This window comes from Floccifex sp. (assembly GCF_051873555.1).
Classification (GTDB): domain Bacteria; phylum Bacillota_I; class Bacilli_A; order Erysipelotrichales; family Erysipelotrichaceae; genus Floccifex.
This window is the reverse complement of record NZ_JBJEEY010000166.1, coordinates 1-25,665: the sequence shown is the minus strand read 5'-3', so window position 1 is coordinate 25,665 and position 25,665 is coordinate 1. Positions and strand designations below refer to the sequence as shown.

At 31.8% G+C, this 25,665-nt stretch carries 24 protein-coding genes; 6 read left to right on the top strand and 18 right to left on the bottom strand.

Annotation, left to right across the window (positions count from 1 at the left end; genetic code table 11):
- Positions 1 to 211 precede the first annotated feature (211 nt).
- From ACI32A_RS09520 to ACI32A_RS09485, 8 genes are all read right to left on the bottom strand, one after another.
- Positions 212 to 787, bottom strand: coding sequence for a hypothetical protein (locus ACI32A_RS09520; protein ID WP_439754825.1), 576 nt, complete (start codon positions 785 to 787; stop codon positions 212 to 214).
- Between the two features lie 44 nt (positions 788 to 831).
- Positions 832 to 978 (bottom strand): hypothetical protein, encoded by a 147-nt coding sequence (locus ACI32A_RS09515; protein ID WP_439754824.1) that lies wholly within the window; start codon positions 976 to 978, stop codon positions 832 to 834.
- Positions 971 to 1,765: a hypothetical protein gene (locus ACI32A_RS09510; protein ID WP_439754823.1), complete on the bottom strand. Its 795-nt coding sequence runs from the start codon at positions 1,763 to 1,765 to the stop codon at positions 971 to 973. The genes ACI32A_RS09515 and ACI32A_RS09510 overlap by 8 nt, the downstream gene beginning before the upstream one ends.
- Positions 1,766 to 1,768: 3 nt before the next feature.
- Positions 1,769 to 2,599 (bottom strand): sensor histidine kinase, encoded by an 831-nt coding sequence (locus ACI32A_RS09505; protein WP_439754822.1) that lies wholly within the window; start codon positions 2,597 to 2,599, stop codon positions 1,769 to 1,771.
- A 1-nt stretch (position 2,600) separates the two neighbouring features.
- Positions 2,601 to 3,305 carry a LytR/AlgR family response regulator transcription factor gene (locus ACI32A_RS09500; protein WP_439754821.1) on the bottom strand — a complete coding sequence of 235 codons (705 nt, stop codon included), beginning with the start codon at positions 3,303 to 3,305 and terminating at the stop codon, positions 2,601 to 2,603.
- 102 nt (positions 3,306 to 3,407) lie between these two features.
- A complete protein-coding gene (locus tag ACI32A_RS09495) occupies positions 3,408 to 3,914 on the bottom strand; it encodes a biotin transporter BioY (RefSeq protein ID WP_439754820.1) in 507 nt (168 codons plus the stop codon).
- Positions 3,904 to 6,120 (bottom strand): hydroxymethylbilane synthase, encoded by a 2,217-nt coding sequence (gene hemC, locus ACI32A_RS09490; RefSeq protein WP_439754819.1) that lies wholly within the window; start codon positions 6,118 to 6,120, stop codon positions 3,904 to 3,906. The genes ACI32A_RS09495 and hemC overlap by 11 nt, the downstream gene beginning before the upstream one ends.
- Positions 6,121 to 6,128: 8 nt before the next feature.
- Positions 6,129 to 6,671: a precorrin-2 dehydrogenase/sirohydrochlorin ferrochelatase family protein gene (locus ACI32A_RS09485; protein ID WP_439754818.1), complete on the bottom strand. Its 543-nt coding sequence runs from the start codon at positions 6,669 to 6,671 to the stop codon at positions 6,129 to 6,131.
- A gap of 72 nt (positions 6,672 to 6,743) precedes the next feature.
- Between ACI32A_RS09485 and ACI32A_RS09480 the strand changes: the two genes are divergently transcribed.
- The 3 genes from ACI32A_RS09480 (at position 6,744) to ACI32A_RS09470 (ending at position 10,839) form a co-directional block, all read left to right on the top strand.
- Entirely contained in the window at positions 6,744 to 8,270 is a 1,527-nt protein-coding gene (locus ACI32A_RS09480) for a nitrite/sulfite reductase (RefSeq protein ID WP_439754817.1), read from the top strand.
- 63 nt (positions 8,271 to 8,333) lie between these two features.
- Positions 8,334 to 9,602: a peptidoglycan bridge formation glycyltransferase FemA/FemB family protein gene (locus ACI32A_RS09475; protein WP_439754816.1), complete on the top strand. Its 1,269-nt coding sequence runs from the start codon at positions 8,334 to 8,336 to the stop codon at positions 9,600 to 9,602.
- A 64-nt stretch (positions 9,603 to 9,666) separates the two neighbouring features.
- Entirely contained in the window at positions 9,667 to 10,839 is a 1,173-nt protein-coding gene (locus tag ACI32A_RS09470; RefSeq protein WP_439754815.1) for a CapA family protein, read from the top strand.
- Between the two features lie 5 nt (positions 10,840 to 10,844).
- On the opposite strand, the gene rlmD is transcribed toward ACI32A_RS09470, so the two are convergent.
- Positions 10,845 to 12,146, bottom strand: coding sequence for a 23S rRNA (uracil(1939)-C(5))-methyltransferase RlmD (rlmD, locus tag ACI32A_RS09465; RefSeq protein WP_439754814.1), 1,302 nt, complete (start codon positions 12,144 to 12,146; stop codon positions 10,845 to 10,847).
- Positions 12,147 to 12,244: 98 nt separating this feature from the next.
- Between rlmD and ACI32A_RS09460 the strand changes: the two genes are divergently transcribed.
- From ACI32A_RS09460 to ACI32A_RS09450, 3 genes are read left to right on the top strand one after another with little or no spacing between them, the layout of a single operon-like run.
- Positions 12,245 to 12,688 carry a MarR family winged helix-turn-helix transcriptional regulator gene (locus ACI32A_RS09460; protein ID WP_439754813.1) on the top strand — a complete coding sequence of 148 codons (444 nt, stop codon included), beginning with the start codon at positions 12,245 to 12,247 and terminating at the stop codon, positions 12,686 to 12,688.
- On the top strand, positions 12,681 to 14,417 hold the full coding sequence (locus ACI32A_RS09455; protein ID WP_439754812.1) for an ABC transporter ATP-binding protein: 1,737 nt from the start codon (positions 12,681 to 12,683) through the stop codon (positions 14,415 to 14,417). The genes ACI32A_RS09460 and ACI32A_RS09455 overlap by 8 nt, the downstream gene beginning before the upstream one ends.
- Positions 14,407 to 16,257 (top strand): ABC transporter ATP-binding protein, encoded by a 1,851-nt coding sequence (locus ACI32A_RS09450; RefSeq protein WP_439754811.1) that lies wholly within the window; start codon positions 14,407 to 14,409, stop codon positions 16,255 to 16,257. The genes ACI32A_RS09455 and ACI32A_RS09450 overlap by 11 nt, the downstream gene beginning before the upstream one ends.
- Before the next feature lie 21 nt (positions 16,258 to 16,278).
- On the opposite strand, the gene ACI32A_RS09445 is transcribed toward ACI32A_RS09450, so the two are convergent.
- The 9 genes from ACI32A_RS09445 to ACI32A_RS09405 form a co-directional block, all read right to left on the bottom strand.
- Positions 16,279 to 17,118 carry a Cof-type HAD-IIB family hydrolase gene (locus tag ACI32A_RS09445; protein WP_439754810.1) on the bottom strand — a complete coding sequence of 280 codons (840 nt, stop codon included), beginning with the start codon at positions 17,116 to 17,118 and terminating at the stop codon, positions 16,279 to 16,281.
- An 8-nt stretch (positions 17,119 to 17,126) separates the two neighbouring features.
- Complete coding sequence (locus ACI32A_RS09440) at positions 17,127 to 17,735, bottom strand: DUF5052 family protein (RefSeq protein WP_439754809.1); 609 nt, start codon at positions 17,733 to 17,735, stop codon at positions 17,127 to 17,129.
- Complete coding sequence (locus ACI32A_RS09435; protein ID WP_439754808.1) at positions 17,732 to 18,370, bottom strand: Type 1 glutamine amidotransferase-like domain-containing protein; 639 nt, start codon at positions 18,368 to 18,370, stop codon at positions 17,732 to 17,734. The genes ACI32A_RS09440 and ACI32A_RS09435 overlap by 4 nt, the downstream gene beginning before the upstream one ends.
- Positions 18,367 to 19,203, bottom strand: a complete 837-nt coding sequence (locus ACI32A_RS09430) for a YitT family protein (protein ID WP_439754807.1) — start codon at positions 19,201 to 19,203, stop codon at positions 18,367 to 18,369. Before ACI32A_RS09430 ends, ACI32A_RS09435 begins: the two co-directional genes overlap by 4 nt.
- A gap of 73 nt (positions 19,204 to 19,276) precedes the next feature.
- Entirely contained in the window at positions 19,277 to 20,209 is a 933-nt protein-coding gene (locus ACI32A_RS09425; protein ID WP_439754806.1) for a DHH family phosphoesterase, read from the bottom strand.
- Positions 20,202 to 21,401 (bottom strand): acetate/propionate family kinase, encoded by a 1,200-nt coding sequence (locus ACI32A_RS09420; RefSeq protein WP_439754805.1) that lies wholly within the window; start codon positions 21,399 to 21,401, stop codon positions 20,202 to 20,204. The genes ACI32A_RS09425 and ACI32A_RS09420 overlap by 8 nt, the downstream gene beginning before the upstream one ends.
- A gap of 10 nt (positions 21,402 to 21,411) precedes the next feature.
- Positions 21,412 to 21,699, bottom strand: coding sequence for a YlxM family DNA-binding protein (gene ylxM / locus ACI32A_RS09415; RefSeq protein ID WP_439754804.1), 288 nt, complete (start codon positions 21,697 to 21,699; stop codon positions 21,412 to 21,414).
- Positions 21,699 to 22,658 carry a signal recognition particle-docking protein FtsY gene (ftsY, locus tag ACI32A_RS09410; protein WP_439754803.1) on the bottom strand — a complete coding sequence of 320 codons (960 nt, stop codon included), beginning with the start codon at positions 22,656 to 22,658 and terminating at the stop codon, positions 21,699 to 21,701. Before ftsY ends, ylxM begins: the two co-directional genes overlap by 1 nt.
- On the bottom strand, positions 22,658 to 25,588 hold the full coding sequence (locus tag ACI32A_RS09405) for a chromosome segregation protein SMC (RefSeq protein WP_439754802.1): 2,931 nt from the start codon (positions 25,586 to 25,588) through the stop codon (positions 22,658 to 22,660). The genes ftsY and ACI32A_RS09405 overlap by 1 nt, the downstream gene beginning before the upstream one ends.
- Positions 25,589 to 25,665 lie beyond the last annotated feature (77 nt).

The window sequence follows — 25,665 nt, the reverse complement described above, 5'->3', positions numbered from 1 at the left end:
AAAATCCTCCTATAATATTGATTTGATGTATAATATTTCCCGCAGCTTTTATATTATTCTGTCTTATTTGGTAAATACATCTTATCATATTTAAATGTTCTAATTTTGGTTATTTTTTACATCATTTCATTTATTATTTACAAATAATTAATTGTGAAAAGATTGTGACAAAGAAAAAGTAACTCCGTAATAAAATAGTTACATTTTAATTTTATCTTCTTTTTTCCTGAATATAATTTAGTACATCATGGCGAAGCATACGATATTCTTCCTGGTTTCCTCTTATTTTTATATATTCATTCAATTGTTTTTCATATTCAATTTCTAACATTTGGCACGTGATTTCATTTTGTTTCTTCAAACTTTGTTTATAAACCCGTAATAAAATGCCAATCTGAAAGACAATCAATACTATATGAATACATAAAATTATCGAACTCGGATAATAAATTAAACAAGCCACACTAAAATATAAAATCAACATTTGATTGATATATAATAAAATTAGAAATAGATTCTCCTTGATATAAGCAAATACTGATTTTGATAAAAATTGTATACATAATGTATATAAAATGAAATCCATAAAAAATTGACAAATATAAAGCCAGAAGGGTAAATCCAGCATAGTCATCTGATTGACTTGTGAAACAAATAAATGAAGAATACCTAATAAAATCAACTCTCCAAAACACATCACACCAGCTAATACAACATACGAAATAATAATTTTGAAAATAGATGCTTCTTTTCGAAAATAAAAACACAAACCAATTAAAAAAATCAATCCCCAAATAAATTTTAGATACAACTGATTTTTTAGTAGACTCCCTACTGGATTAAACACAAAATGGAAAATACAACAATAAATAAAAAATCTTTTTTCTTTTGTCTGGAACCTAAAAAATAAATAAGAAAATAACCATAATTGATTTCCTGTAAAAAGAAAATCAAATTCATATACAGAAAATCATTCATATTTGCCTCTATTAACCAATAAAAAATTTAAAATATCATGACGAAGCATACGATATTCTTCCTGATTTCCACGAATATCTATATATGTTTTTAATTGTTTTTCATATTCTTTTTCCAGCATCCACATCGTTCTTTCCTTTTGTTTGGCAAGACTTCGTTTATAGAGCATAATCAACAAACACAACTGAAAAAGAAACAAAAGCATCTGAATCAAGAGAATATATATTATATATGTTGCATCTGTTAAATATAGTAAACAACCCGCCGCAAAATAAGAAATAATAGCCTGATTGATATATAAGAAAATTAAAAATAAATTTTCTTTTAAATAGATTAAATATCGTTTCGAAAAAATTTTTAAAGACAATGTAAACAAAATAAAATATAAAACACCTTGTATACCATACAAATACAAAGGATAATTCAGCATATCAATATGAGATAAATCAAAATTAATTAAATGCATAAATCCCAATAAAATCAATTCCGTAAAACTCATGACAACCACCATGATAATATACGATGTTATGACTTTAAAAACGGTACAATTTTTATGATATAAAAACCAGATACTTAATAAAGAAAAACTACCCCAAATGAATTTTAATACAATATTATTTTGAAACTCATATGCAATGGGATCAAAAACAAAATGATACATGAATAAAATAATGAAAAAATCTCGTTTCTTATTTTCTGAATCAAAAAAATGAATGAGAAAATAAGCATAATTTAATTCCTGAATCAAAAAAATAAGTTGAAGATATAAATTTGTATATCCAGTCATATCTTAATTCCTGCACTTCAAAGACACATAAGAAGAGGCTTGCTGATTCAAAACACTGGTTTCAAACATTCCATTGTATTCCTGACAATACTTTTCAATGATTTTTAAACCAATACCATGTTCTTCTTTTTCTTTTTTTGTGCTCTTTCCTTTTTCAATTATTTTATTGTCTATACATGAATTCTGCACTTCAATTATTAAATATCCCTGATTCAATCGCATCTTTAAATTCACAAAACGCTTCCCGAATTTTACATTTTCACAAGCTTCAATCGCATTGTCCAGTAAATTTCCTAATACTGAAATCAAAACAATGTTGTCTATTTCTAATTGAGAAGGAATCACAATATCAATAGAATACTTAATATGAAGTTTTTTCATCAACATGACTTTATTATACACAATGGCATCTACAATTTTATTATCCGTAAAAAACATGAAAATGGATTCATAATGTGATTTGATATAGTCATCAATTTGTTGCGTAGTAGTGATATCCTGGTCATACAATTCTCTTTGTACCTTCATCTTTAATTCATCTAAATCCTTTGTCATCTGCATCGTAGCCAGAATATGCTGATTTTGAATATCTTTTTGTTTCAATAAAATTTCTTTTTCTGCATTTTCTTTCGATTGCTGATCAAATTTCTTTGTGATTTTATACAACAAATATAAAGAAAAAGAACCAATTAATATTAAAAAAACCAATAAAATCGCATTGAATGCATTTTTCTTACTAACCCAGAATATAGGAGCAAAACCAATCATAAATAATTCACATAGAATAAAGATCACAATTTCTTTTTCTTTTAAAATTACTTTAAGTACATTCATGTCACAATCCCCTTAAATACAATTGAAAATTATGTTCCGTTTCTTTTAATCTAGATCGACTAATCGGAACATATGATTGATCCGTTAATATAAATTCTTTTTTACTAAATTCTTTTACATTCATAAAATTCACAATGTAACATTGATGGCACTGGAAAAAATAAGAATTTAATTTTGGCATTAAATTTTCAAAATCATCTAATATTCGATACACATGGTCTTTGCATTTAACTAAACTATATCGTTTTATCCGTTCAATGGAATAAATATCACTTAAAGGAACAATCTTTGTTTCACTTCCTACTTTAAAACTTAATGTACGACTTCGATTATCATAAATTGAAATAGCTTTTTCTATAGCACCTTGTAATCGTTTCTCCATTTCTGGTTTATAAATAAAATAACACTGCTCCACTTCAAAAATGTCCGTTACCTTTTCTAAATACGAACTAATAAAAATAATAACTGATTTAGGAAACAATTCATTGATTGTTTTGGCAATATCAATACCACTTACATTATCTTTTAAAACAATATCTAAAATGAAAATAAAATTACGATTGATTCTTTTACACGTTTCAATCATATCTTCTTCACTAGTAAACGTACATAACTCCACTTCTTTTTTTAAATTCAATTTTTGAATACAATTTTTAATATATTCCACCTGTGTTTTGTGATCATCACAAATTGCTATATAAATCATAGTATAAATCCTCTTAATAAATTATAATCGCTTGTCTTCTCCTAGACAATTCAAAATATTGTAATTTTTATCTTATTAATTTCAAAAAAAAGCTTATCCATTTTAGAATAAGCGAACACGTTTTTTTATTTCACAAGCCAAAATACATAAAAATAAATCCGGAATAAAGGTTGTAAAACAATTGATAATGGCTATCCATATTCCCAGTGACTGCTGATAAAAGAAAGCCATCATAAAATAATAATAAAGAAAACCAAAACCATAATATGTACATAACCCTATTATAGTTTTCATAAAATCTTTTTTTGGCATCGAGACCATCACAAAAGTCGCAACCAGAAAGCCAAGTAAAAAACCAAAAGTTGGTTTTAATATATAGCCAATGCCTCCACCCGAGGCAAAAACAGGTAAGCCAATAAGGCCTAGCAATAAATAAGTAGCGACACTGATACAGGCATTTTTCTTTTCCAATAGTAAACTTGCCAATAAAATAAATAGCCATTGTAGTGTAAAATGCATGCCAATGGATGGTAAAGGAATCGATATTTTAGAGCCAATCGCAATTAAAGCGGTAAATACAGCACCATACGTAACATCTTTAGTCTTCATTTTCTTTCACCAATTCACATAAAGAAATTAAAGATGCTTCTTTGGCTTCTTTAATATTTTGAATACCCCATTCTTTTAAGACTTTTGATGTCTTTGGACCAATGGAATATGCCACTCCCTTTTCTTTAAATTCATCCATATTCATGACATGCGATAAAAATCGATTGACATTGGATCCACAAGTAAATAAAACTGGATGATAAACATTCATATTCTTAATTTTAATTTCTTTATTTTCATAAACCTTTATCGATTCAAATTCATATTCCCTTTTATTTGATCCACTTAAATAAACCGCATTTTTTAATGAAAACGGACATTCCTTTATCAGGGTTTCCATATTATAAATTGAAGGCATAAAATCACAGGAAATGCCATAAGATTTTAAATAATTTGCACTTGAAGCTCCTACACACAAGAATTTTGTATTCACAAAATTTCGTATGTCATTGATTTGCTTAAAAAATGAATCAATCGCATGTTTACTAGAGAAAATTATAGTATTTGGAATATTTTTAAATTCAAATGGAAGAAAGTGAATATTTGAAACTTGAATTTCATGAATTTTATAACCCGGTAAATCCAATGAAATGGATTCTTTTCCAATTTTTGGCAAAATGATTTCTTTTTTATTTTCATCATGAAATTGTACACATTGTCCAATCACAATCATACAAGGCGATTTTAAATCCATTTTCTGATATTGAATCTGTTCTAAAGTCGTATATAACATTTTCTGATACATCGTTGTAGCTTGTGAAATCAAAGCCATAGGCATATCAGCTTCCATACCTTCATCCATTAATTTTTGTGCAATTTTTTTAGCTTTTGACAATCCCATTAAAAAAACTAACGTATCTTGACTTTTCGCCAAAGATTTAAAATCCAAATGCGAAAACTCACCTTTTGTATTATGGGCACTCATCACATGAAAACCCGTTGAAATGTTTCGCATTGTTAAAGGAATGCCAGCACTACCAGGAGCTGCAATACAAGAAGAAACCCCTGAAATCGTTGAATAAGAAATGCCTTTATCTTTTAGAGTCTGAATTTCTTCTTGTCCTCGTGCTAAAACAAAGACATCGCCTCCTTTTAGTCGAACAACATGTTTATATTGTAATGATTTTTCCACTAATAAGGCATTAATTTCATCTTGTGTCATAGTATGATGATGACTGGCTTTTCCCACATAGATACATTCACACTCTTTTTGGGCATAATCCAATAATTCCATGGGAATCAAACGATCATATAAAATACAGTCACCTTGTGCAACCGCTTCGAAAGCAGCTAATGTTACGTCTTTGATATTTCCAGGACCTGCCGAAACTAAAGTCACATGATGTTTCATTTGTTTTCGAATTCTTTTTGCGGCTTCAAAAGCCACTTGTTCCGGATGATTTCCATCTACAGAAGCATAATACAATTTTTCATCGCCATACATCGCATATAAATGAATATTCCCATTTTCATAGGTTGCACTCGCTCCAATCGGATTTTGACACGAACACTTCATTTCTTTTAAGAAAGAGCGTTCACAACAAACTTCTATTTCTGTTTTTTCATCATAGAAAGTATCTAACATCTGTAATAATTCCACATTATCTTCTTTACATTCAATAGCCAAAGCGCCTTGACAAGGACTTGGACACATTTCTTCATAGGAAAAAATATAATCACATGGAATCGATAATCGATTTAATCCAGCTTTTGCTAAAATTAATCCATCATATCCATTTTCTTTCATTTTACGAATACGCGTATCAATATTACCTCGAATATCAATAATTTCTATGTCATTTCTTAAAGTTTCAAGTTGTTTCTTTCGACGAATACTTCCTGTTGCGATTTTAGCATGTGGTTTTAAATTATTCCAAGTTGTTTGATTTAAAATACATACATCATGATTGTCTTCTCGTTTCCAGGCTTTGGATAAAGTCAATCCTTTTCTTAATTCAATGGGACAATCCTTCATAGAATGGATTGCCATTTGAATGTTATCTTGAATAAGCTGCTCCTCTATTTCACGAATAAATAAACCATCTCCACCTATTTTTGATAAAGAAGACACATTTTTATCACCTTTTGTATGAATAATAACACATTCAAACGAATGTTCGGGAAAAGCCTTTTCCAATACATCAATAACTGATTGCGTCTGAATTAAAGCTAATTTTGATCCTCTTGTTCCTACTTTTATATGCATATCATCACCTATTGTTCCTGCAATGATTTTTCTAAAAATTCATTTAAAATTTGTTTTCTTTCTTTCGCATCCAAATGCATTAGTTCCTTTCGAATGTTCTCCATTTTTTCATTAATACAAGCCAATTGATCACTCACAATTTTTTCGTTTTGTTTCTTTAAATACTGACAAATCACTGGATTTTTTCCTGAAGAAGAAAAAGCAGCGACAATGTCTTTTTTCTTAATGATAGAAGGAAAAATAAAAGTACAATCTTCTTTTTGATCCACTGCATTTACTAAAATATGTTTTTCTTTACAAATCTTGGCAATTTTATGATTTAAGTTTTTATCATTGGTCGAAATGACAACAATAGAAAAACCATCTAAATCACTTATTTCAAATGCTTTTTGAATATGAATACAATTCATGTCACATTCTGAATTAGAAATACAAGTGACAATAGCACCAAATTCTTGTAACGTCTTTATTTTCGATTTTGCGATGGGACCCGAACCAATCACTAATACATTTTGATTTTTTAATTCAATAAAAAAAGGAAAATATGCCATGTATTAAGTGTATCATAATCTTTTATTTTCACCAAAATTAGTTTAGAATTATTGTAAAGGACGGAAAACACTATGACAACTGATTTTAAAAATGATTTAACAGAATTTTATGATAAAACCAGACAATTTTATGCAGGCCAAATGAGCATGAAAGATTATAAAGGTTTTTCTGGTTTTTATGGAAGCTATTCACAAAAAGGTGGAAAAGCCAGTATGCTTCGTTTACGTATGCCAGCTGGTGCCATTTCAAAAGAAAAATTAAACTTTGTGGTTAATACGATGAGAGAACACCAAGTCACAAGAAGTCATTTTACAACATGTCAAACCATTCAGCTCCATGACTTAAGTTGTGAACAACTCTTTCCAATCTATGAACAAGCTTTAGATGCAGGTATTATTCCTTTAGGAGGTGGAGGAGATTTTCCACGAAATGTAATGTGCTCTCCATTATCGGGTGTACAAAAAAATGAATGTTTTGATGTATTACCCTATGCACAAAAAGCCAGTGATTACTTATTAACACTGATTAAAGCTGAAAAAATGCCTCGAAAATTAAAGGTAGGTTTTTCGAATTCCATAGAAAATGTAACCCATGCTACGTTCCGTGACTTAGGATTTGTTGCTAATAATGACGGTACATTTGATGTCTATTGTGCAGGAGGATTGGGAAACAATCCAAAATTTGGAATTCAGGTAGCCAGTCATATTGCGGGTGAAAACATTCTATATTATATTAAAGCCATGCGTGATACATTCTTGCAGCACGGAAATTATACAAACCGTGCTAAAGCGCGTACACGTTATATGGTAGAAGCAGTCGGTGGAGAAAAAGCGTTCCAGTCTATTTTTAATGAAAACTTAGAAAATGCGTTTAAAGAAGATTTAAAAATACAAGTGGAATCCAAACCAATTGTAAAACAAGGAAATGGAACCATTGATCATCCATTTGTTATTCCACAAAAACAAGAAGGCTTATATAGTGTTTGTTACCATCCAATTGGGGGAAATCCAAAATGGGAAACACTGAATGCCTTAAATCAGGCAATTGCATCCATGGAAGACGTTTCTTTACGATTATCGCCAGATGAATCTTGTTACATTATTAATTGTACAGCACTTGAAGCCCGACAAATCATCGAACTTATTCAAGAAGACAATGCTCAATCTGATTTTGAAAAATCGATCAGCTGTATTGGCGCTCAAACATGTCAAGTTGGTTTACGAGATTCACAAGGTCTATTAAAAGCTTGTATCCAAGCTGTACGTGATGCCAATCTTCCTTCGAATGCATTATGCACCATTCATATTTCGGGTTGCACTTCTTCTTGTGGAACCCACCAAATTGGAAAAATTGGTTTTCGAGGTCATACGAAAGTCATTGATAAAAAAGCTTATCCTGCTTTCTTATTGTTTATATATGGAAACGATGAACAAGGAAAAGAATCAATGGGTAAAGAAATTGGTGCTATCTTAGAACAAGATATTCCACAATTTATGGTTGAATTAGGTCAAAAGATTGCTCAAGATGGTTGCTCTTTTGATCAATGGGTTCAAAAAAATCCAGATGGAATTGAAAATATTGCCAAGCATTATATTTAATTGTGTCCAGTAATGGACACTTTTTTTATAAAAATGATATAATTCTTACATAGAGGTACTCATATGATTTTTAAAGAACTATCTGAACAAGAATTCAAAGAATTCTCCATTCATTTTTCCAACAACAACTTCTGGCAAACCCCAAACATGGCACATCAAAGAATGAAACGAGGCTATCCATATTCTTATGTGGGCATCCTTGAAAATGATCAAGTTATTGCTGCAAGCATGTTATCTTTTGTTCCTATTTTTAAATCTTATTCTTGTTGTCAAATTCTAAGAGGTCCCCTTCTTGATTTTTCAAATTTGGAATTATTATCTTTTTTCCATGAACAACTTGTTTCCTATTTAAAAAAGAAAAACATATTGTATTTGCATATGAATCCGTATTTTCCTTATAAAGAAAGAAACCTGCAAGGACAAATTGTAGAAAACGGATTTGATCATTCCCATATTTTTAATCATCTTATAAAACTTGGTTATACACACGAAGGCTTTACTACAGGAATTGATGCCAGTCGTGAACCAAGATGGATATATACCATTGATACAGAAAATATAACACAAGATGATTTATTGAAGCGAATGGAAAGAAAAACAATACGCAGTATTCATCATGTGATGGATTATAATATACAAGTACATGAATTGGATCGTAATCATTTATCTATTTATGAAGAAATCATTCAAGATACTACGCAACGTAGAGGATTTGAATTTCGAGAGAGTTCTTATTATCAAAATGTTTATGATTCTTTTCATGAAGATGGCTATGTACAATTTTTATATGCCACAATGAATATGCAAGACTATATTCATAGTCTTCAAAAAGATCTACAAAAACATCAGGACATTGTCAACCAGTCTTCTATTCGCTTAGAAAAACAGGAAAGCTTGAAAATTCGACGGAAAATGAATATCGCGATGGAACAAGTACAAATATTCCAAAAGAAAATAGAAGACGCCAATCATATTATAGAATCCGATGGAAACAATATTATATTAGCCGCTGGTTTATTTTTTACATATGGACAAGAAATATTATGTCTGATGAGCGGTGTCTATGAAAAATATATGAAGTTTTGTTCTCCCTATGCTCTTCACTGGCATATGCTAAAGACATGCATTGAAAAAGGATATAAACGATATAATTTATATGGAATCAGTGGTATTTTTGATGAAAGTGCACCCGATTATGGTGTATATTTATTTAAGAAAGGCTTTAATGGAAATGTGATTGAATTAATGGGTGATTTTGAATTTATAGTCAATCCAAAGATGTATTCCATTTATCAAACACTACGAAAAATAAAACATAAAATGCGAAAGTGATAATTCGCGTTTTTTTGTAATATTTGACATTTATTCTTTGACATCTTATTGATACAATAAAACTATGAAAAGAAAAATCAATTACTTTCGTTTAGCTATTGTCTGCATCATTCCTCTAGTACTCATTTTTTCCTTGATTTCAGCAATTTTTCATCTATTCAAAAAAGAACCAGAAATCCAAACTCTTTCTATTTGTGCTACAGGAGATTTACTATATGAACAAGGATTATATGATTGGATGGACAATTATCAATTCGGTTCATATCTGGACGATGTTCTTCCCTATTTGGATAGTGATTTGACCATTGCCAATCAGGAAGTTCCTATTGGAGGAAAAGAATTAGGAATATCAGGTGTTGCCTATCAATTCAATGCACCTTATGAAATTGCGAATCAATACAAAGACATTGGCATTGATTATGTTACATTTGCGACCAATCATAGCGTGGATCAAGGTGTACAAGGTATTGAAAATACATTATCTATTTTAGATGAAAATGGAATTGGACATACGGGTGCTTATACATCCCAAAAACAAAGAGATACCATTTCCATCGTGGAAAAAGACGGTCTCCGCATAGCAATTTTAGCTTATACCTATGCCACAAATCTATATAGTCAAAATAGTTATGATGTGAATTATTTTTTGAATGAATATGGTCAATTCGATCAAAACTGTCAGGATTTGATAGAAAATGATGTGAAAAGAGCAAAAAAACAAGCTGATTTAGTATTTGTGAGTATGCACTGGGGAGATGAATTTACATTTGAAGTGAATGATACACAAAAAGAAGTAGCTTCTTTTTTAAATGATTTAGGAGTTGATGTCATTATTGGAAATCATCCCCATACCATTCAACCCGCTGAAACATTGGTTAATGACCAGGGAAAAGAAACCATTGTATTTTATTCTTTAGGAAATTTTATTTCCAGTGCGGCTCAAGTTAGTCGTGCCAGTGAAGATTTTGAAAATATGTATGAAATTGGAGCCATTGCGACTTGGGACATTGTAAAAGAAGAAGAAAATATTTCCATTCAAAATGTGAAAATCATTCCCATTGTGAATCACTTTGAATCCAATTATAGCAATTTTCGTTTAATGCCTTTTTCACAATATACAGAAAACCTGGCCAGTCAGCACTATCAAAGAGAATATAGTTCATATTTTACAGTGGAGTGGTTATCCAATCAGATTCATAATGTATTGGATTCAAGTGGATTTTTAAAAATGGAGTGATTGTTTCACTCCATTTTCAATACCGCAATATTTTCAATTCCTGTTGTATGACAAAACATATCCACGGGCTGAATCATTTGACAATAATATCCCTGTTTTGAAAATACATTCAAATCTCGAACCAGACTTTCTGGGTTACAGGAAATATAAATAATTTTTTCTGGTTGTAAAGTCACAATATCCTGAATTCCTTGTTCGCTCATTCCCTTTCGAGGAGGATCCACAAACAATACATCGATGTCTGAATATTTTCTTTCATGTGCAAATTCTGTGGCATCCTGACAAATAAAAGTACAATTCTCGATATGATTAATTTCTTTGTTTCGATTCGCATTCTCTACTGCTTCTTTAACAATTTCAACCCCAATAACTTCTTTTACATACTTTGAAATAGCTAAGGCAATGGTTCCAGTTCCAGAATATAAATCAATACATGTCTGATTTTTATTTAAGTTCGCACAATCTATAGCCGTTTGATAGAGTCTTTCCATTTGTTTGGGATTTACCTGGAAAAAAGATTTAAAATGAAGCTGTATTTTGTGATTCATACAAGATTCATAAATAAAATCTCTTCCTGCCATCACTATATAATCTTTTCCTAAAATCACATTGTCTTTTCTTTGATTATAGTTAAAGACAATACTTTTCAGATTGGGAAACACTGATAATAATTGTTCGTTTAAAGAAACAAATGGTTTTTCATTTCTTCCAATCCAGACAATTTGCGATTCTTCATTCGATGTACGAATAAATATATGACGCAATTCTATGGCTTGTTCAAGAGTTATATGATTTTGAATAAATTGATAAATCGTATTGATGTCTTCGGATTGAATCAAACATTTTTTACATGGCACAATGTCATTGGAGTGTTTTCGATAAAATCCAATTTGAATTTGATTGTCTTTAATTTGTACGGGAAACTGTGCTTTATTGCGATAATAATATGGATATTGACATCCTATTGTATCTTTTACTTCAATATTTTCATTGACTTGGCGACAAAATAAGTCTTTCATTTGTTTTGTCTTCATTTGCAGCTGATAAGCATAGTCTATATGTTGATATTGACAGCCTCCACATGTTTTATATGGACATAGAGGTTGAATACGAAAGGAACTTTTTGAAATCAGTTCTTTTATAATACCAAACGCATAATTTTTTTTGACTTTAACAATTCTTATAGTAGCAACTTCTTCTTTTAGTAAATCCGGTACAAAAACCACCTGATCCTTAATTTTTACAATACCCGAGCCCATTCTTGTTTCGTCTATACAAGTTGCGATATATTCTTCATTTTTTTTCATATTCTTATTTTATCAAATTTATATGTATTGACAAATAAGAACTTCATAGATAAAATTATAGCACGCTATATATTAGCGTGCTATATATAGGAGGCTCTATGAATCATCCCATTTTATATGCACATTATTTTCATTTTATTAGTCGAAGCTTAAAAAATGTCATGGATCATACACTAAAGGAATGTGATTTAACCAAATCACAAAGTGATGTTCTTCGTTTTTTAAGTAGTCATAGAGATGAAATTATTGTTCAAAAAGATATTGAAAATGATTTAAAGATTTCCAATCCCACTGTTACAGGTTTATTAAATCGATTGGAACAGAAAAAATTTATTCAACGTTTATCTCATCCCACTGATAAACGAGCCAAACAAATTGTATTGACTCCAAAAGCATTTGAAATGGAGTCAATGATTAAGAATCAAATTGAAGTAAATGAAGAAAATTTATTAAAAGGATTCTCAAATGAAGAAAAAGAATTATTTTTGGCTTTTCTGCAGCGTTCTTTACAAAACATTTCAAAGGAGGTAAAACATGATTAAAACTTTAGCATCACAAATCAAAGAATATAAAACTTCTTCCATAAAATCGGCAGTTTATGTTGGAATTGAAGTCATTATGGAAGTTTTAATTCCGTATTTTATGGCTGATTTAGTGGATTCAGGCATTGCCCAAGGTAATATGAATGTCATTGTTAAAGTCGGTCTTTATATGGTGATTGCGGCTTTAATTTCCTTAATTGCTGGAGCACTCTCAGGAAAACATGCATCTATTGCCTCAGCTGGTTTAGCTAAGAATTTACGAAAAGCTGAATTTAAAAATATTCAGGATTTTGCGTTTTCAGACATTGATTCCTATTCCACTGGTGGATTGATTACACGAATGACAACGGATATTACCAATATTCAAAATGCCTATATGGCCATTATTCGTGCTTGTGTTCGTTCCCCTATGATGTTGATTTGTGCATTATTTATGGCTTTTCAGGTCAATAGTGAATTAGCGTTTGTATTTGTTTTTGCTATTGTATTTTTAGGCATCGTTCTTTTCTTTGTATGTACCAAAGTACATCCTAAATTCATGAAAATGTTTAAAAAAATTGATAATCTGAATTCTTCGGTACAGGAAAACATTACTGGAATTCGTGTTGTAAAATCTTTTGTTCGTGAAGATTTTGAAAGAGAAAAATTCACACATGCTTCTGACGAAGTCTTTCGCCTTCAAAAACAAGCAGAAAAGATATTGATTTTAAATACACCGGCCATGCAGTTCACAATGTATTGTGCTATTTTATTGATTTCCTGGTTTGGAGCCCATTTAATTGTATCTGATTCCATGACAACAGGGGAATTATTATCTATGTTTACGTATACCAACAACATATTGATGTCTTTAATGATGATGTCCATGATGATTGTCATGATTACTATGTCCATTGCCAGTTGTCAACGTGTAGCCGATGTCATCAATCATCAAAGTTCTTTAACATCTCCTGAAAATGGTTTAACGCAAGTCAAAAACGGAAGCATTGATTTTAATCATGTATATTTTAATTATGGCGAAGTTGAAGAAGGCTATGTCCTGAAAGACTTTGATTTACATATTCCAAGTGGAAGTACACTAGGTGTATTGGGAGCTACTGGTTCCTCAAAATCCAGTTTTGTACAGTTAATTCCTCGTTTATACGATGTTATTGCTGGAAATATCAAAGTAGGGGGTGTAGATGTACGAGAATATGATTTGAAGACACTACGTGACAATGTTGCCATGGTCCTTCAAAAAAATGTCTTGTTTTCTGGTTCCATTAAAGAAAATATGCGCTGGGGAAATCCAGATGCCAGTGATCAGGAAATAGTAGAAGCATGTCAACTGGCTCAAGCCGATGAATTTATTCAGAAAATGCCAGATGGTTACAATACACATATTGAACAAGGCGGAAGCAATGTATCTGGAGGACAAAGACAACGTTTATGTATTGCTCGTGCTTTATTGAAAAAACCAAAAATATTAATTCTTGATGATTCAACAAGTGCAGTCGATACGAAAACCGATGCCTTAATTCGTCAAGCATTTTTAGAAAAAATACCCGATACCACTCGTATCATCATTTCACAACGTATTTCTTCCATTCAAGATGCCGATTCAATATTAGTGATTGATGATGGACAAGTGGTTGCTTTGGGTTCTCATGAAGAATTATTGTCTTCTTGTATTCAATATAAAGAAACATATGAAGCACAACAAAAAGGAGGTGATTTTGATGAACAATAATTTTAAAAGCTTATTTCGTGTTTTAAAGGAAACTTTATCCAATAATAAAGGCCTATCTTTTATTGTTTTTATCTTAATCATCATTTCATCGATTGCAGGTGTTATCGGAAATACATTTATTAAGAGTTTAGTCGATCAATATATTACACCTATGTTGATTTCAGAAAACACTGATTTTATGCCATTAGCCATAGCTTTAATAAAACTAGCCTGTGTTTATGGAATTGGTGTATTGTCTACATATTTATGGAATCGTGTCATGATTGAAATTGCACTGGGTACACTTAATAATATTCGAAAACAATTATTTATACATATGGAAGCACTTCCTATTCAATATTTTGATACCCATGCACATGGAGATATCATGTCAGTTTATACCAATGATACCGATACACTTCGTCAATTAATTTCACAAAGCATTCCTTCTTTTATTTCATCTTTTGTGACAATATTTGCGGTATTGGTTTCCATGTTTATGATGAGTCCCATTTTAGCTTGCATTACAGTTGCCTTTTCATGTCTAATGTTGTTTATTTCAAAAAAAGTGACATCTTTTTCAAGAATTTATTTTCAGGCTCAGCAAAATGAATTAGGCCATGTCAATGGTTTCATTGAAGAAATGATAGAAGGAACAAAAGTTGTTAAAGTATTTACGCATGAACAAAAAGCCATTGAAGATTTTGATAAAGTCAATGAAAAATTATGTGAAGCATCTACAAAAGCCAACACATATGCCAATATTTTAATGCCAATTTTAGGAAATTTAGGCTATTTATCCTATGTTGTTACAGCCATTGCAGGATCGATTTTAGCTTTACATAACATTGGAGGTATTACAGTTGGAACAATTGTTGCCTTTGTACAATTAAATCGATCTTTTAATGGTCCCATCAATCAAATCAGCCAGCAATTAAATTCCATTGTTATGGCAAGTGCCGGTGCCACTCGTATCTATAATATCTTAGATGAAAAAGTAGAAATCGATAAAGGAAAAGTTACTTTGGTCAATGTAGATGAAAATGGACAAGAAGCTGATTTTAATACAGGCCACTGGGCATGGCGTCATCCACGTTCGAATGGACAAGTGGAATTGGTGCCTTTAAAAGGGGATGTACGCTTTCACGATGTCACATTTGGATACAATGAAAAGAAAGTTGTTTTACATGATATTTCTTTATTTGCCAAACCCGGACAAAAAATAGCTTTTGTAGGTGCAACAGGTGCTGGTAAAACAACAATCACAAATTTAATCAATCGTTTTTATGATATTCAAAAAGGTTCCATTACATATGATGGCATTGATGTCAAATTAATTAAAAAAGATGATTTACGAAGAAGTTTAGGTATCGTACTACAAGATGTTAATTTATTTACAGGAACCATCATGGACAATATTCGATATGGAAATTTGAATGCGACAGATGAAGAATGCATTGCTGCTGCAAAACTAGCCAATGCCCATGATTTTATTAAGCACTTGGAACATGGCTATAATACAATGATTGTGGCAGGTCAAGAAAGTCTATCACAGGGACAGAAACAATTGTTATCTATTGCCCGAGCAGCTGTGGCCAATCCACCGGTATTAATTCTAGATGAAGCGACTTCTTCCATTGATACCCGTACTGAAAAAATTGTACAAGATGGCATGGATAAATTAATGGAAGGACGTACGGTATTTGTGATTGCTCATCGATTGAGTACCATTCAAAATTCCAATGCGATTATGGTTTTAGACAATGGTCATATCATTGAAAGAGGAAATCACGAGGATTTAATGAACCAAAAAGGTGTTTATTATCATTTGTATACAGGTTCTTTTGAAGAAAATGATTAAGGTGTGGTAAATAGCCACACCTTATTGTATTTCAGGAATATATTTATAAATCGCATGCGCAATGCCATCGTGATCATTATCTAATGTAATATCATAAGCCACTTGTTTACATTCATCGATCGCATTTCCCATTGCGATTCCATATTTCACATATTGAATCATAGAAATATCATTTTTCTGGTCCCCAAAAGCCATCATTTCTTCTGGACAAATTCCCATAGATTCAAAAACAATTTGAATAGCTTGTGGTTTGCTGACTCCTTTAGGATTAAATTCATAATAAAAAGGAGCCGTAAATCCATGGGTTGTAACATCTTTAAAAGGTGCAGCCATTTGTTCATGAACTTCTTGTAAATATTCAGGCTGCCCTGCTACTAATATTTTTGGACAATCCCAGTTCCAAAAAGAAGCTAAATCTCTTTTTTCACACAACAAATATTCGTTGTTTCTAGATTCATATTGAATGACATCGAAGTCTTTATTATTTAAAGTGATATGACATCCATATACATCATTTGTATACATATATTCTTTATGAGCAATTAATACAGTCACATTGAATTTTTTTAAATGCTCTAAAATATCTTTGACAAGATCTTTTGACATCATCTTTGAATAAATTATTTTTTTTGTTTGTGCATCTGTAATATGAGCTCCATTGCAGGCAATATAAATACCGTGATATTTTTCAAATTGGAGTTCTCTACCAAAACGATTCAAACCATTTTGTGTTCGAGCTGAAACTATAGCCAATCGAATACCAGAAGCTTGTGCTTTTAATAAGGCTTCTTTTGTTTTAGATGTAATTATTTTTTGACTATTTAATAATGTACCATCTATATCTAATAAAATTGCTTTCATGGTTTCTCCTAATTTAATAATTCCTGATCAATAATTTGAAAATTCGCTCGATGAATATATAAAGCTTTTCCATCAATCATCAATTTTGTCATTTTTGGTAAATTTTCAGGAATTTCCCAATATACTTTATCACCAGAATAAGCAACAATAGGTTGTCCCAATTGCGATTTGATTACCACAATTCTAGATTTTCCAAACATATTTTTGTATTTATTGATCATTCTGGAAATCGCAGCTGCATCGGCGATGGAATTCGAATGACTATCAATGTTTCCTAAAGCAAAATCAACATCGGGACTTAATCCATTTTGTTCAAAAATACAAGTATCTCCACAAGATTCCATTTCATTTCCATCAATAGTAATGGTAATAACACTGGATAATTCATAATTTATTTGTTCATTTCCATTTTGATCCACGCTTTTCGATTCAACAACATTGCCTGTAATACTGATTTTTTCACCAGTCGTACTAAATACCTGATTTCCATAATTGTCATATGTATAAACCGTATAATTGTTTCCCACTAAATTTCCTTTAATGTCATTAATTTTCGATTGAAAAAGAGAACAGCCACTCAACAACAAACAAAGACATAATATTCCAATTTTTTTCATCTAAATTCCTCCACTTTTCCAAAACATTCCATATTTTTATCAATGACTATGCCACCTTTTTCTGTTATCGCATATACAGGAATGTGTTTTTCTTTTATAACTTTATCAATCCATTTTTGATTGCGAAGCTGATAATGTACTTCTATATCAAATCCAGATAGATACCCCAATCCAGTATAATAACCAAATTCTTTATAGTCTTCATCAGGTGAAATGTGATAAGCCTCCAATTGAACCATAGCCCCTGCTGAAACACCTAATATAGTTCCTTGATAGTTTTTTAATATTTTCTTTAATCGACATTGTTTGATTCGTTTCATAAATATATCAGGAGATCCTCCTGGTATATATAAAATCGTACTATTATTTATTTTTTGAATCATTTCCTGAATTGAATCCTTGTAGTATTCAATCCAGGAAATATCTTGAATCCCATATTTATAGAATACATCTTGGTAAGCTCGATATAAATAGCCTTGTCCTTTTTTAAATTGACGGTTCCAGTCTTCTTCATTGTCTTCAAAAAAAGTCAAAGCACAAATACAGACTTTATCTTCTTTGGATATATATTTTTTCAAAGTGGGATACGCCCAGTTTTGGTCAAAATTGTAGTCGCTTAATAAAATATGCCTCATAGCCATTCCTTTTCTAAAGTATATCCTCTTCCCTTTACATCGACAACTTTTTCAATCGTAATAAAAGCCGTTGGATCAATGGATTCAATAATGTCTTGTACGCTTCGTAGTCTTTTCATATCTACAACACATTCAATTTTTTTGACTTCTTTTTTGCGATAACCAGATTGCACATAAGACAATGTTAAGCCATAATCTTGTTTAAGAAGTGCATTTGAAATGGTTTCAAAAGATTCACTGATGACATCGATTCGATATTTATCAACACCTAGCGTTAAAACACGAGAAATAGAATGGGTCATAATATAAGTATAAATGAGTCCATAAATGATATAGGTAATATTGGAAAATGGAATTTGTCCAATCATAATCAATGTATCCACAACATTGATAACTTGATTTACACCCACTTTTATATATTTTGCCATCAATAAACAAGGAATGTCTACCCCTCCTGTAGAACCACCTGAACGCATAACTAAACCAATTCCGGTTCCACATACAATACCTCCACATAATACAGCTAAAAAAATGTTGTCTACAATATTTGTGATCATTGGAATTTGTTCAAAAATAGCCAGGGCAAAGGGATATACGAGTGAAGATAAAATGGACCCTAATACAAGTTTTTTACTTCCAAATATATAGCCAATGGGAAGACAAATGATATTGATGCATAAAACAATGGTTGACATATTGAATCCTAGTAATTTATGTCCAATGATAGAAAGTCCTGTAGCACCTCCGACAATGATGTCAAATGGAACAATAAAGGCACAAACGCCAAAAGCCAATAATGAACTTCCAATAATATTTAAGATTGTATTTTTCATGTACTCCTCCTAAAAAAAGTGGCTAGAGAATTTTCCCTAACCACGTGGATCCAAGCAAATGCTTAATACTTTTTTATTCTAAACTTTTAATCGATAATTGATGAATGATTTCATCGACTTGTTCTCGAGTCACATTTTTAATGCCACAAGCACAAATATGTCCGCCTCCATGAAAGCTTTGAGCTATTTCACGAATATTTAATGTTTTAGAGCGAAGAGAACAAGAATATAAGTCACTGTCTTTCATTTTTGTGAATAAAGCCCAAATTTGAATGTCATCTATGCCACTTAATACATATACCTTGTCTTTGGCATTTTCATAGCTTTGATTACATTCAACATAGTCTTCTTTTTCCATAATGGCATACAAACAATGATTGACTCGTTTTGAATTTTGTCGAACCTTTGTTTCATATAAATAATCCGAATACGAAATGGCAAAATTGATTTCATTGGCTTGTAAAACATTTAAACCGCATTCCATCAAATAGGCAGCCACTTCAAATGTTTCTTTTCGTACACTGGAAATAGAAAAACGAATGTTATCTGCTATTAATCCACAATAAAAATACTGAGCCACTTTAGAAGAAATATAAATACCATTTTTCATAAACAACATACTAAGCATCTCACAAGTTGCACTGGCTTTTTCATCAATCCATTCAATATCACATATGGATTCGATTTTAACATGATGATCGATTCGAATTTTCCGTTTTGCCAAGGAAAAACGAGGATCCGATACGCGTGCCAAATTACTTGTATCCAATAAAATTGCCAGTGAATCATGGATTTGTTCATCACTCACTTCATCCAGTGCATTATCAAATTTTTCAGAAATCGGTGAAGGAAACCCAACTTTATAGACTTCTTTTTCAGGATATGTTTCTTTAATCCAGGTAAACAAACCCAATTGAGAGCCTATGGCATCCATATCCGCTAATTGATGACGAAAAATGGTGATACGATTGGCTTTGGCAATTTCTTCTAAAATTTCTTTATGCATTAGCCATCAAATCCTTATAAGCATCTCGTGCCATCACTAATTCTTCATTCGTTGGAAGAAGCCATACTTCCATCTTAGATGTTTCAGAACTTAATTTGGCTTCTTTAGCACGTACACCAATATTTAATTCATCTGGCACATCAACACCAAATACAGACAATCCATCACAGATGGCTTTACGATAATTCCATGCGTTTTCACCGATTCCTCCTGCAAATACAATCGCATCGGCTCCACCCATTAATCCAATGTATCCAGAAACGGTTTCTATAACACGGCTGGCAAACATTTTTTGCGCTAGAATAGCTCTTTCATTTCCTTCATTGGCAGCAGCTTCTACATCACGAGAATCACTGGAAATACCTGAAACCCCTAATAAACCAGATTTTTTATTTAAAATGTTATCAATGTCTTGGTATGTATATCCATATTTCTTTTGAAGGAAAACGGTAATGGCTGGATCGATATCTCCACAACGAGTTCCCATCATAATACCTGCTAATGGTGTAAATCCCATAGATGTTTTAAAGGATTTTCCGTTTTTAACAGCAGTAATACTTCCACCGTTTCCTAAATGACAAGTCACAATATTTACATCTTCTAATCTTTTTCCTGTAATTTGAGCATAGCGATGTGTTAAATACAAATGAGATGTTCCATGCATTCCATAGCGACGAACTTTATCTTTTTCATAATATTCATATGGAATCGCATATAAATAATTTTCTTTTGGCATGCTTTGATGAAATGCTGTATCAAAAACAAATGTATGAGAAACATTTGGTAAAGCTTTTTTAAAAGAACGATATCCCAGCAATCCAGCTGGATTGTGTAAAGGAGCTAAGTCTGTTAATTCAATAAATTTATTAACAGCATCTTCACTTTCCAATACAGAATGATCAAAGTATTCGCCTCCATGAACCATACGATGTCCAATGGCTTGAATGTCTTCTAATTGATTCACAATTTTATTTTCAACTAAGGCATCCATAATTTTTTGAACCGCCACACCATGATCTGGAATATCACTGATTTCTTCAATTTTTTGTCCATTGAATTTCATTCCAAAAATTGAATTATCCAATCCAATTCGTTCAACATTTCCCTGTGCTAATACTTTTTCTTCTGGCATTTCAAAGACTTGAAATTTAAAAGAAGAACTTCCTGCATTTACGCTCATTACAATTGCCATAATTACCCTCCTAAAATATAGATCTGATTTTCTCAGATAAACTTTGATTGTCTTCAACTAAGGCAAATAGTTGATTTCTTTTGCGTACATATTGTACCACAGATTCGAACTTTTCTAACTGATGAATTGATTTATGTATCGCATCTAAAACCGCGGCTCTAGAAATATGGAGTTCTTCACTGATTTCTGAAAGCGATAAATCTTCCTGACAATACAATTGAAGAATTTCTTGTTGTCGTTTTGTCAGTAATTGTCCATATACATCAAACAATTCATTCATCACAAAATGATCCAGCATCACTCTTCCAATCCTTTGGTGATACCCATTAAATAGGCATTAATATCAAATGGTTTTAAATCTTCTGGTTTTTCACCTAATCCTAAGAAACGAACAGGAAGATGCAGCAAATCACGAATGGCTAGAACAACTCCACCTTTAGCCGTTCCATCCATCTTCGTTAAAATAATACCTGTTACATTAGTTGCTTCTAAGAATAATCTGGCTTGTGAAATTCCATTTTGCCCTGTTGTCGCATCCATAACCAGCCATACTTCATGTGGCGCACTTGGAATGACTTTTTGGGCTACACGAGCCATTTTCGATAATTCTTTCATTAAATTGGTTTTATTTTGTAGTCGACCCGCTGTATCACAAATCAATATATCGATATTGTTTTCTAAAGCATATTTACATCCATCCATGATAACGGAACTCGGATCTTGATTGGGTTTTCCTTTAATACATGGAACATTTAATCGATTGGCCCAGACTTCTATCTGGTCTACAGCACCTGCACGGAATGTATCCGCTGCTACAACGGCCACTGTTTTATTTTGTTCTAGATAATTTCGAATTAATTTTGCACTGGTTGTTGTTTTTCCAGATCCATTGACACCCACCATAAAAACGACAGTGGGTCCATCTGTATTATATTGAATTTCCGTGTCCTGGTCTTCGTCATAGAAGTCATATAAAATAGAGATAAGATAATCTTCCATGGAATTATAATTCTTAATTTCTTTTCCACGAGACTCAAAGGAATCTACAATTTTTTGAGCCGTATGAATACCTACATCACTTTCCAATAAAATCACCATGATTTCTTCTAATAATTCATCGTCTATACCATGAAAATTATTGGATAAAACTCGAATTCGATCCCCAAAGCTTTTCTTGGATCGATTCAATCCACTTAAATATTTATCTTTGTCATCGCTTTTCACAAAAGCTTCTTTTATTTTCTGAAAAAAAGCCATTAGTTTTCCTCCTGTTCTGCCAAAGATACAGCATCTTTTAATTGTACCTTCAATAATTTGGAGACGCCATCTTTTTGCATTGTTACTCCATATAATGTGTCACATTGTTCCATAGTACCTGGACGATGTGTCACAACAATAAACTGCGATTGATTACGAAAATGCGATAAATAACGAGCAAAGCGTTCTACATTGGCTTGGTCTAAAGCCGCTTCAACTTCGTCAAAAATACAAAGAGGCATTGTTCGTGCTTTCAAAATCGCAAATAAAACACTAATCGCGATTAAAGCTTTTTCTCCTCCTGAAAAGGATTGAAGATTTTTGATTGTTTTTCCAGGAGGCTGTACTTGAATATCAATTCCCGTATTCAAAACATCATCTGGATCGACCATGACCAATCTGGCTTTTCCGCCTCCAAACATTGCTTTAAAAGATTCATTTAATTCTACATTGATTTTATGGAACATATCCGTGAATTGTGTAATCATGGTTTCGTTCATTTCATCTATGGCTTTTAATATTTGTTTGGAAGCCAAAATCAAATCTTCTTTTTGATGATTTAAAAAATCATAGCGCTCTTTAATTTCTTTATATTCTTTCGGTGCTTCCAAATTCACATTCCCTAGTTTGGATATTTCCTGGCGAAGCCATAACACTCTTTCTTTAGCTTGATTTACATCAACTTCTTGTTTAAGACTCGATGCGAATTCATAAGTCATGTGATATTCACTATTTAATTGATTTAAAGCATTATCGAGCTTAGTTTGTAACTGCACTTGTTTAATTTCCATGGAATGAAGTTCACTTTGGGAAGCATTCATTTCTCTTCGCAATAAACGAATCGTATTTTCTAATTGCTCAACTTGATTTCCTACTTGAAAGCGACGCGTACGATATGATTGAATTTGTGATGTTAAGTCATCCATTTTTGCGTGCATCTTAGCCATTTGAACAACTAATTCATCTTCTTTTAATTCTTTCGAATCTTCTAATGAAACCCCTAATTGTTTATATTCCTCTAATAACGTTTCATATTTATCTCGCTTAGTCTGATATATATTTTCCAGTTTCGCAATTTCAATTTGAAGCTGAACACATAAATCTGTTTCTTGTTCCATTTTACGATTCAATTCATCTATTTCACTTAATAAATGATCCACAGCCATTTTCTGGCCTTCCAATTGCGAAAGCACTTGCTTGATTTCACTTTGAAGAGTAACAGGTGAACTCTGTGATTTATTAAATCCACCGGTCATAGATCCACCGGCATGAACTATATCTCCATCCAATGTCACAATTTTAACTTGGTATTTAAGTTGTTTTGCACATTCATTGGCATTTTCTAAAGTATCAATAACCAGTACATGCGAAAGAAGACGATCTCTAACCAAATTATATTTTTCATCGCATTCTACACATTCATTGGCCCAGCCTATATAACCTTTAGCCTGTGAAGCAATGAATTGAATTTGCGCATTTCTTTGTCGTTCTTTGCATACATTCATTGGTAAGAAAGTAGCACGCCCAGAATGGTTTTTCTTTAAAAAAGAAATCGCATAGCGAGCACTGGCCTCATCTTTTGTCACAATATTATATAAACTAGATCCTAATGCTGCATTAATTGCCAAAGCTTTATCATCAGCAGGTATCAGCAATTCAGAAACAACGCCTTCAATTCCAGACAATGAATGTCGTGCCTTCATAATGGCATTCACCCCGTGCTGATGCAAAAAAGGTTGTTTCATCATATTTTCTAAGACTTGTTTACGATTTAATAATTGCTGATAAATACTATCTTTTTGTCGATATTCAAATGAAATACGATTTTCTTTATTTTTATAGTTTTCTAAATTCTTTTTATGAAGCGATAAATCACTTCGTAAAGAAGAAAGACGATTTCGACGATCTTCATATTCAAATTTTGCTTCATCCAGCATAGATTTAATTTCTTGCTGACGACGCTTTTGATCTACATTTTTTAATAAATATTTACGTTTTTCATCAATTTCAACTTTACGTTTTTCCAATTGATAGCTTTCTTCCATCGTTTTTGTATATATTTGCTGCAAATCACTGATTTTCGCATCCAATGTATGCATCTCTTTTCGGAGAATACTTAATTTATCGTCATTGATGTTTAAATCTGTTTCCTTAGACGTATATAATGCTTTACATTCAAATAATTGTTTTTCAATATCTTTGATTTTTTTCTGATACACTTCAATATCTTCTACAAGAACACTGATTTCAATACTCGATAATTCTTCCTTCAAAGACATAAATTTCTTTGCTTTCTCAGCCGCTTTTTCCAAAGGAGACAATTGACGCTCTAATTCATCAATAATATCTTGCAGACGATCTAAATTGTCTTGTGTTTTTTCTAATTTCTGTAACGATACCTTTTTTCGCTTTTTATATTTAGCCACCCCTGCAGCTTCTTCAAATAAAGAACGCCTTTCCTCTGGTTTGGCATCCGCAAAACTCGAAATATTTCCTTGTGTGATAATACTCAAAGAATCTCTTCCCAATCCTGTATCCATGACTAAGTCATTGATATCTTTTAATCGACACGGTGTTTTATTAATAAAATAACTGGCTTCGTTATTGGATCGCTGAAGCTGTCGTGTAATTTCGATTTCTTCAAATGGCGAATCAAAAATATGTTGGGAATTATCAAAAACCAAAGTTACTTTTGCCAAATTCACTGGCTTTCTAAATTCACTTCCAGAAAAAATAATATCGGACATACTATTTCCTGAGCGAAGTGATTTTGTACTTTGTTCTCCTAAAACCCAACGAATGGCATCATTTACATTGCTTTTTCCACAGCCATTGGGACCAACAATTCCTGTAATGTCTTGATCAAAAAGTATCACAGTCTTGTCCGCAAAGCTTTTAAATCCCAATAATTCTATTCGTTTTAAAAACATATTCCACCATCCTAGCTTATCCATTATAACAAAATCAAGCATAAATAGAAAGAAGCCAGTATAACTGACTTCATGAT

What these genes read in the sequence shown, in the direction of transcription:
- ACI32A_RS09425 (WP_439754806.1), bottom strand. Translation starts at nt 20,209, where the DNA reads ATGCATAAAGAAATTTTAGAAGAAATTGCCAAAGCCAATCGTATCACC.
- ACI32A_RS09455 (WP_439754812.1), top strand. Translation starts at nt 12,681, where the DNA reads ATGATTAAAACTTTAGCATCACAAATCAAAGAATATAAAACTTCTTCC.
- ACI32A_RS09495 (WP_439754820.1), bottom strand. Translation starts at nt 3,914, where the DNA reads ATGAAGACTAAAGATGTTACGTATGGTGCTGTATTTACCGCTTTAATT.
- hemC (WP_439754819.1), bottom strand. Translation starts at nt 6,120, where the DNA reads ATGCATATAAAAGTAGGAACAAGAGGATCAAAATTAGCTTTAATTCAG.
- ACI32A_RS09510 (WP_439754823.1), bottom strand. Translation starts at nt 1,765, where the DNA reads ATGACTGGATATACAAATTTATATCTTCAACTTATTTTTTTGATTCAG.
- ACI32A_RS09475 (WP_439754816.1), top strand. Translation starts at nt 8,334, where the DNA reads ATGATTTTTAAAGAACTATCTGAACAAGAATTCAAAGAATTCTCCATT.
- ACI32A_RS09420 (WP_439754805.1), bottom strand. Translation starts at nt 21,401, where the DNA reads ATGGCAATTGTAATGAGCGTAAATGCAGGAAGTTCTTCTTTTAAATTT.
- ACI32A_RS09440 (WP_439754809.1), bottom strand. Translation starts at nt 17,735, where the DNA reads ATGAAAAAAATTGGAATATTATGTCTTTGTTTGTTGTTGAGTGGCTGT.
- ACI32A_RS09505 (WP_439754822.1), bottom strand. Translation starts at nt 2,599, where the DNA reads ATGAATGTACTTAAAGTAATTTTAAAAGAAAAAGAAATTGTGATCTTT.
- ACI32A_RS09405 (WP_439754802.1), bottom strand. Translation starts at nt 25,588, where the DNA reads ATGTTTTTAAAACGAATAGAATTATTGGGATTTAAAAGCTTTGCGGAC.
- ACI32A_RS09500 (WP_439754821.1), bottom strand. Translation starts at nt 3,305, where the DNA reads ATGATTTATATAGCAATTTGTGATGATCACAAAACACAGGTGGAATAT.
- ftsY (WP_439754803.1), bottom strand. Translation starts at nt 22,658, where the DNA reads ATGGCTTTTTTTCAGAAAATAAAAGAAGCTTTTGTGAAAAGCGATGAC.
- ACI32A_RS09470 (WP_439754815.1), top strand. Translation starts at nt 9,667, where the DNA reads ATGAAAAGAAAAATCAATTACTTTCGTTTAGCTATTGTCTGCATCATT.
- ACI32A_RS09450 (WP_439754811.1), top strand. Translation starts at nt 14,407, where the DNA reads ATGAACAATAATTTTAAAAGCTTATTTCGTGTTTTAAAGGAAACTTTA.
- ACI32A_RS09430 (WP_439754807.1), bottom strand. Translation starts at nt 19,203, where the DNA reads ATGAAAAATACAATCTTAAATATTATTGGAAGTTCATTATTGGCTTTT.
- ACI32A_RS09460 (WP_439754813.1), top strand. Translation starts at nt 12,245, where the DNA reads ATGAATCATCCCATTTTATATGCACATTATTTTCATTTTATTAGTCGA.
- rlmD (WP_439754814.1), bottom strand. Translation starts at nt 12,146, where the DNA reads ATGAAAAAAAATGAAGAATATATCGCAACTTGTATAGACGAAACAAGA.
- ACI32A_RS09480 (WP_439754817.1), top strand. Translation starts at nt 6,744, where the DNA reads ATGACAACTGATTTTAAAAATGATTTAACAGAATTTTATGATAAAACC.
- ACI32A_RS09515 (WP_439754824.1), bottom strand. Translation starts at nt 978, where the DNA reads ATGAATGATTTTCTGTATATGAATTTGATTTTCTTTTTACAGGAAATC.
- ACI32A_RS09485 (WP_439754818.1), bottom strand. Translation starts at nt 6,671, where the DNA reads ATGGCATATTTTCCTTTTTTTATTGAATTAAAAAATCAAAATGTATTA.
- ylxM (WP_439754804.1), bottom strand. Translation starts at nt 21,699, where the DNA reads ATGCTGGATCATTTTGTGATGAATGAATTGTTTGATGTATATGGACAA.
- ACI32A_RS09445 (WP_439754810.1), bottom strand. Translation starts at nt 17,118, where the DNA reads ATGAAAGCAATTTTATTAGATATAGATGGTACATTATTAAATAGTCAA.
- ACI32A_RS09435 (WP_439754808.1), bottom strand. Translation starts at nt 18,370, where the DNA reads ATGAGGCATATTTTATTAAGCGACTACAATTTTGACCAAAACTGGGCG.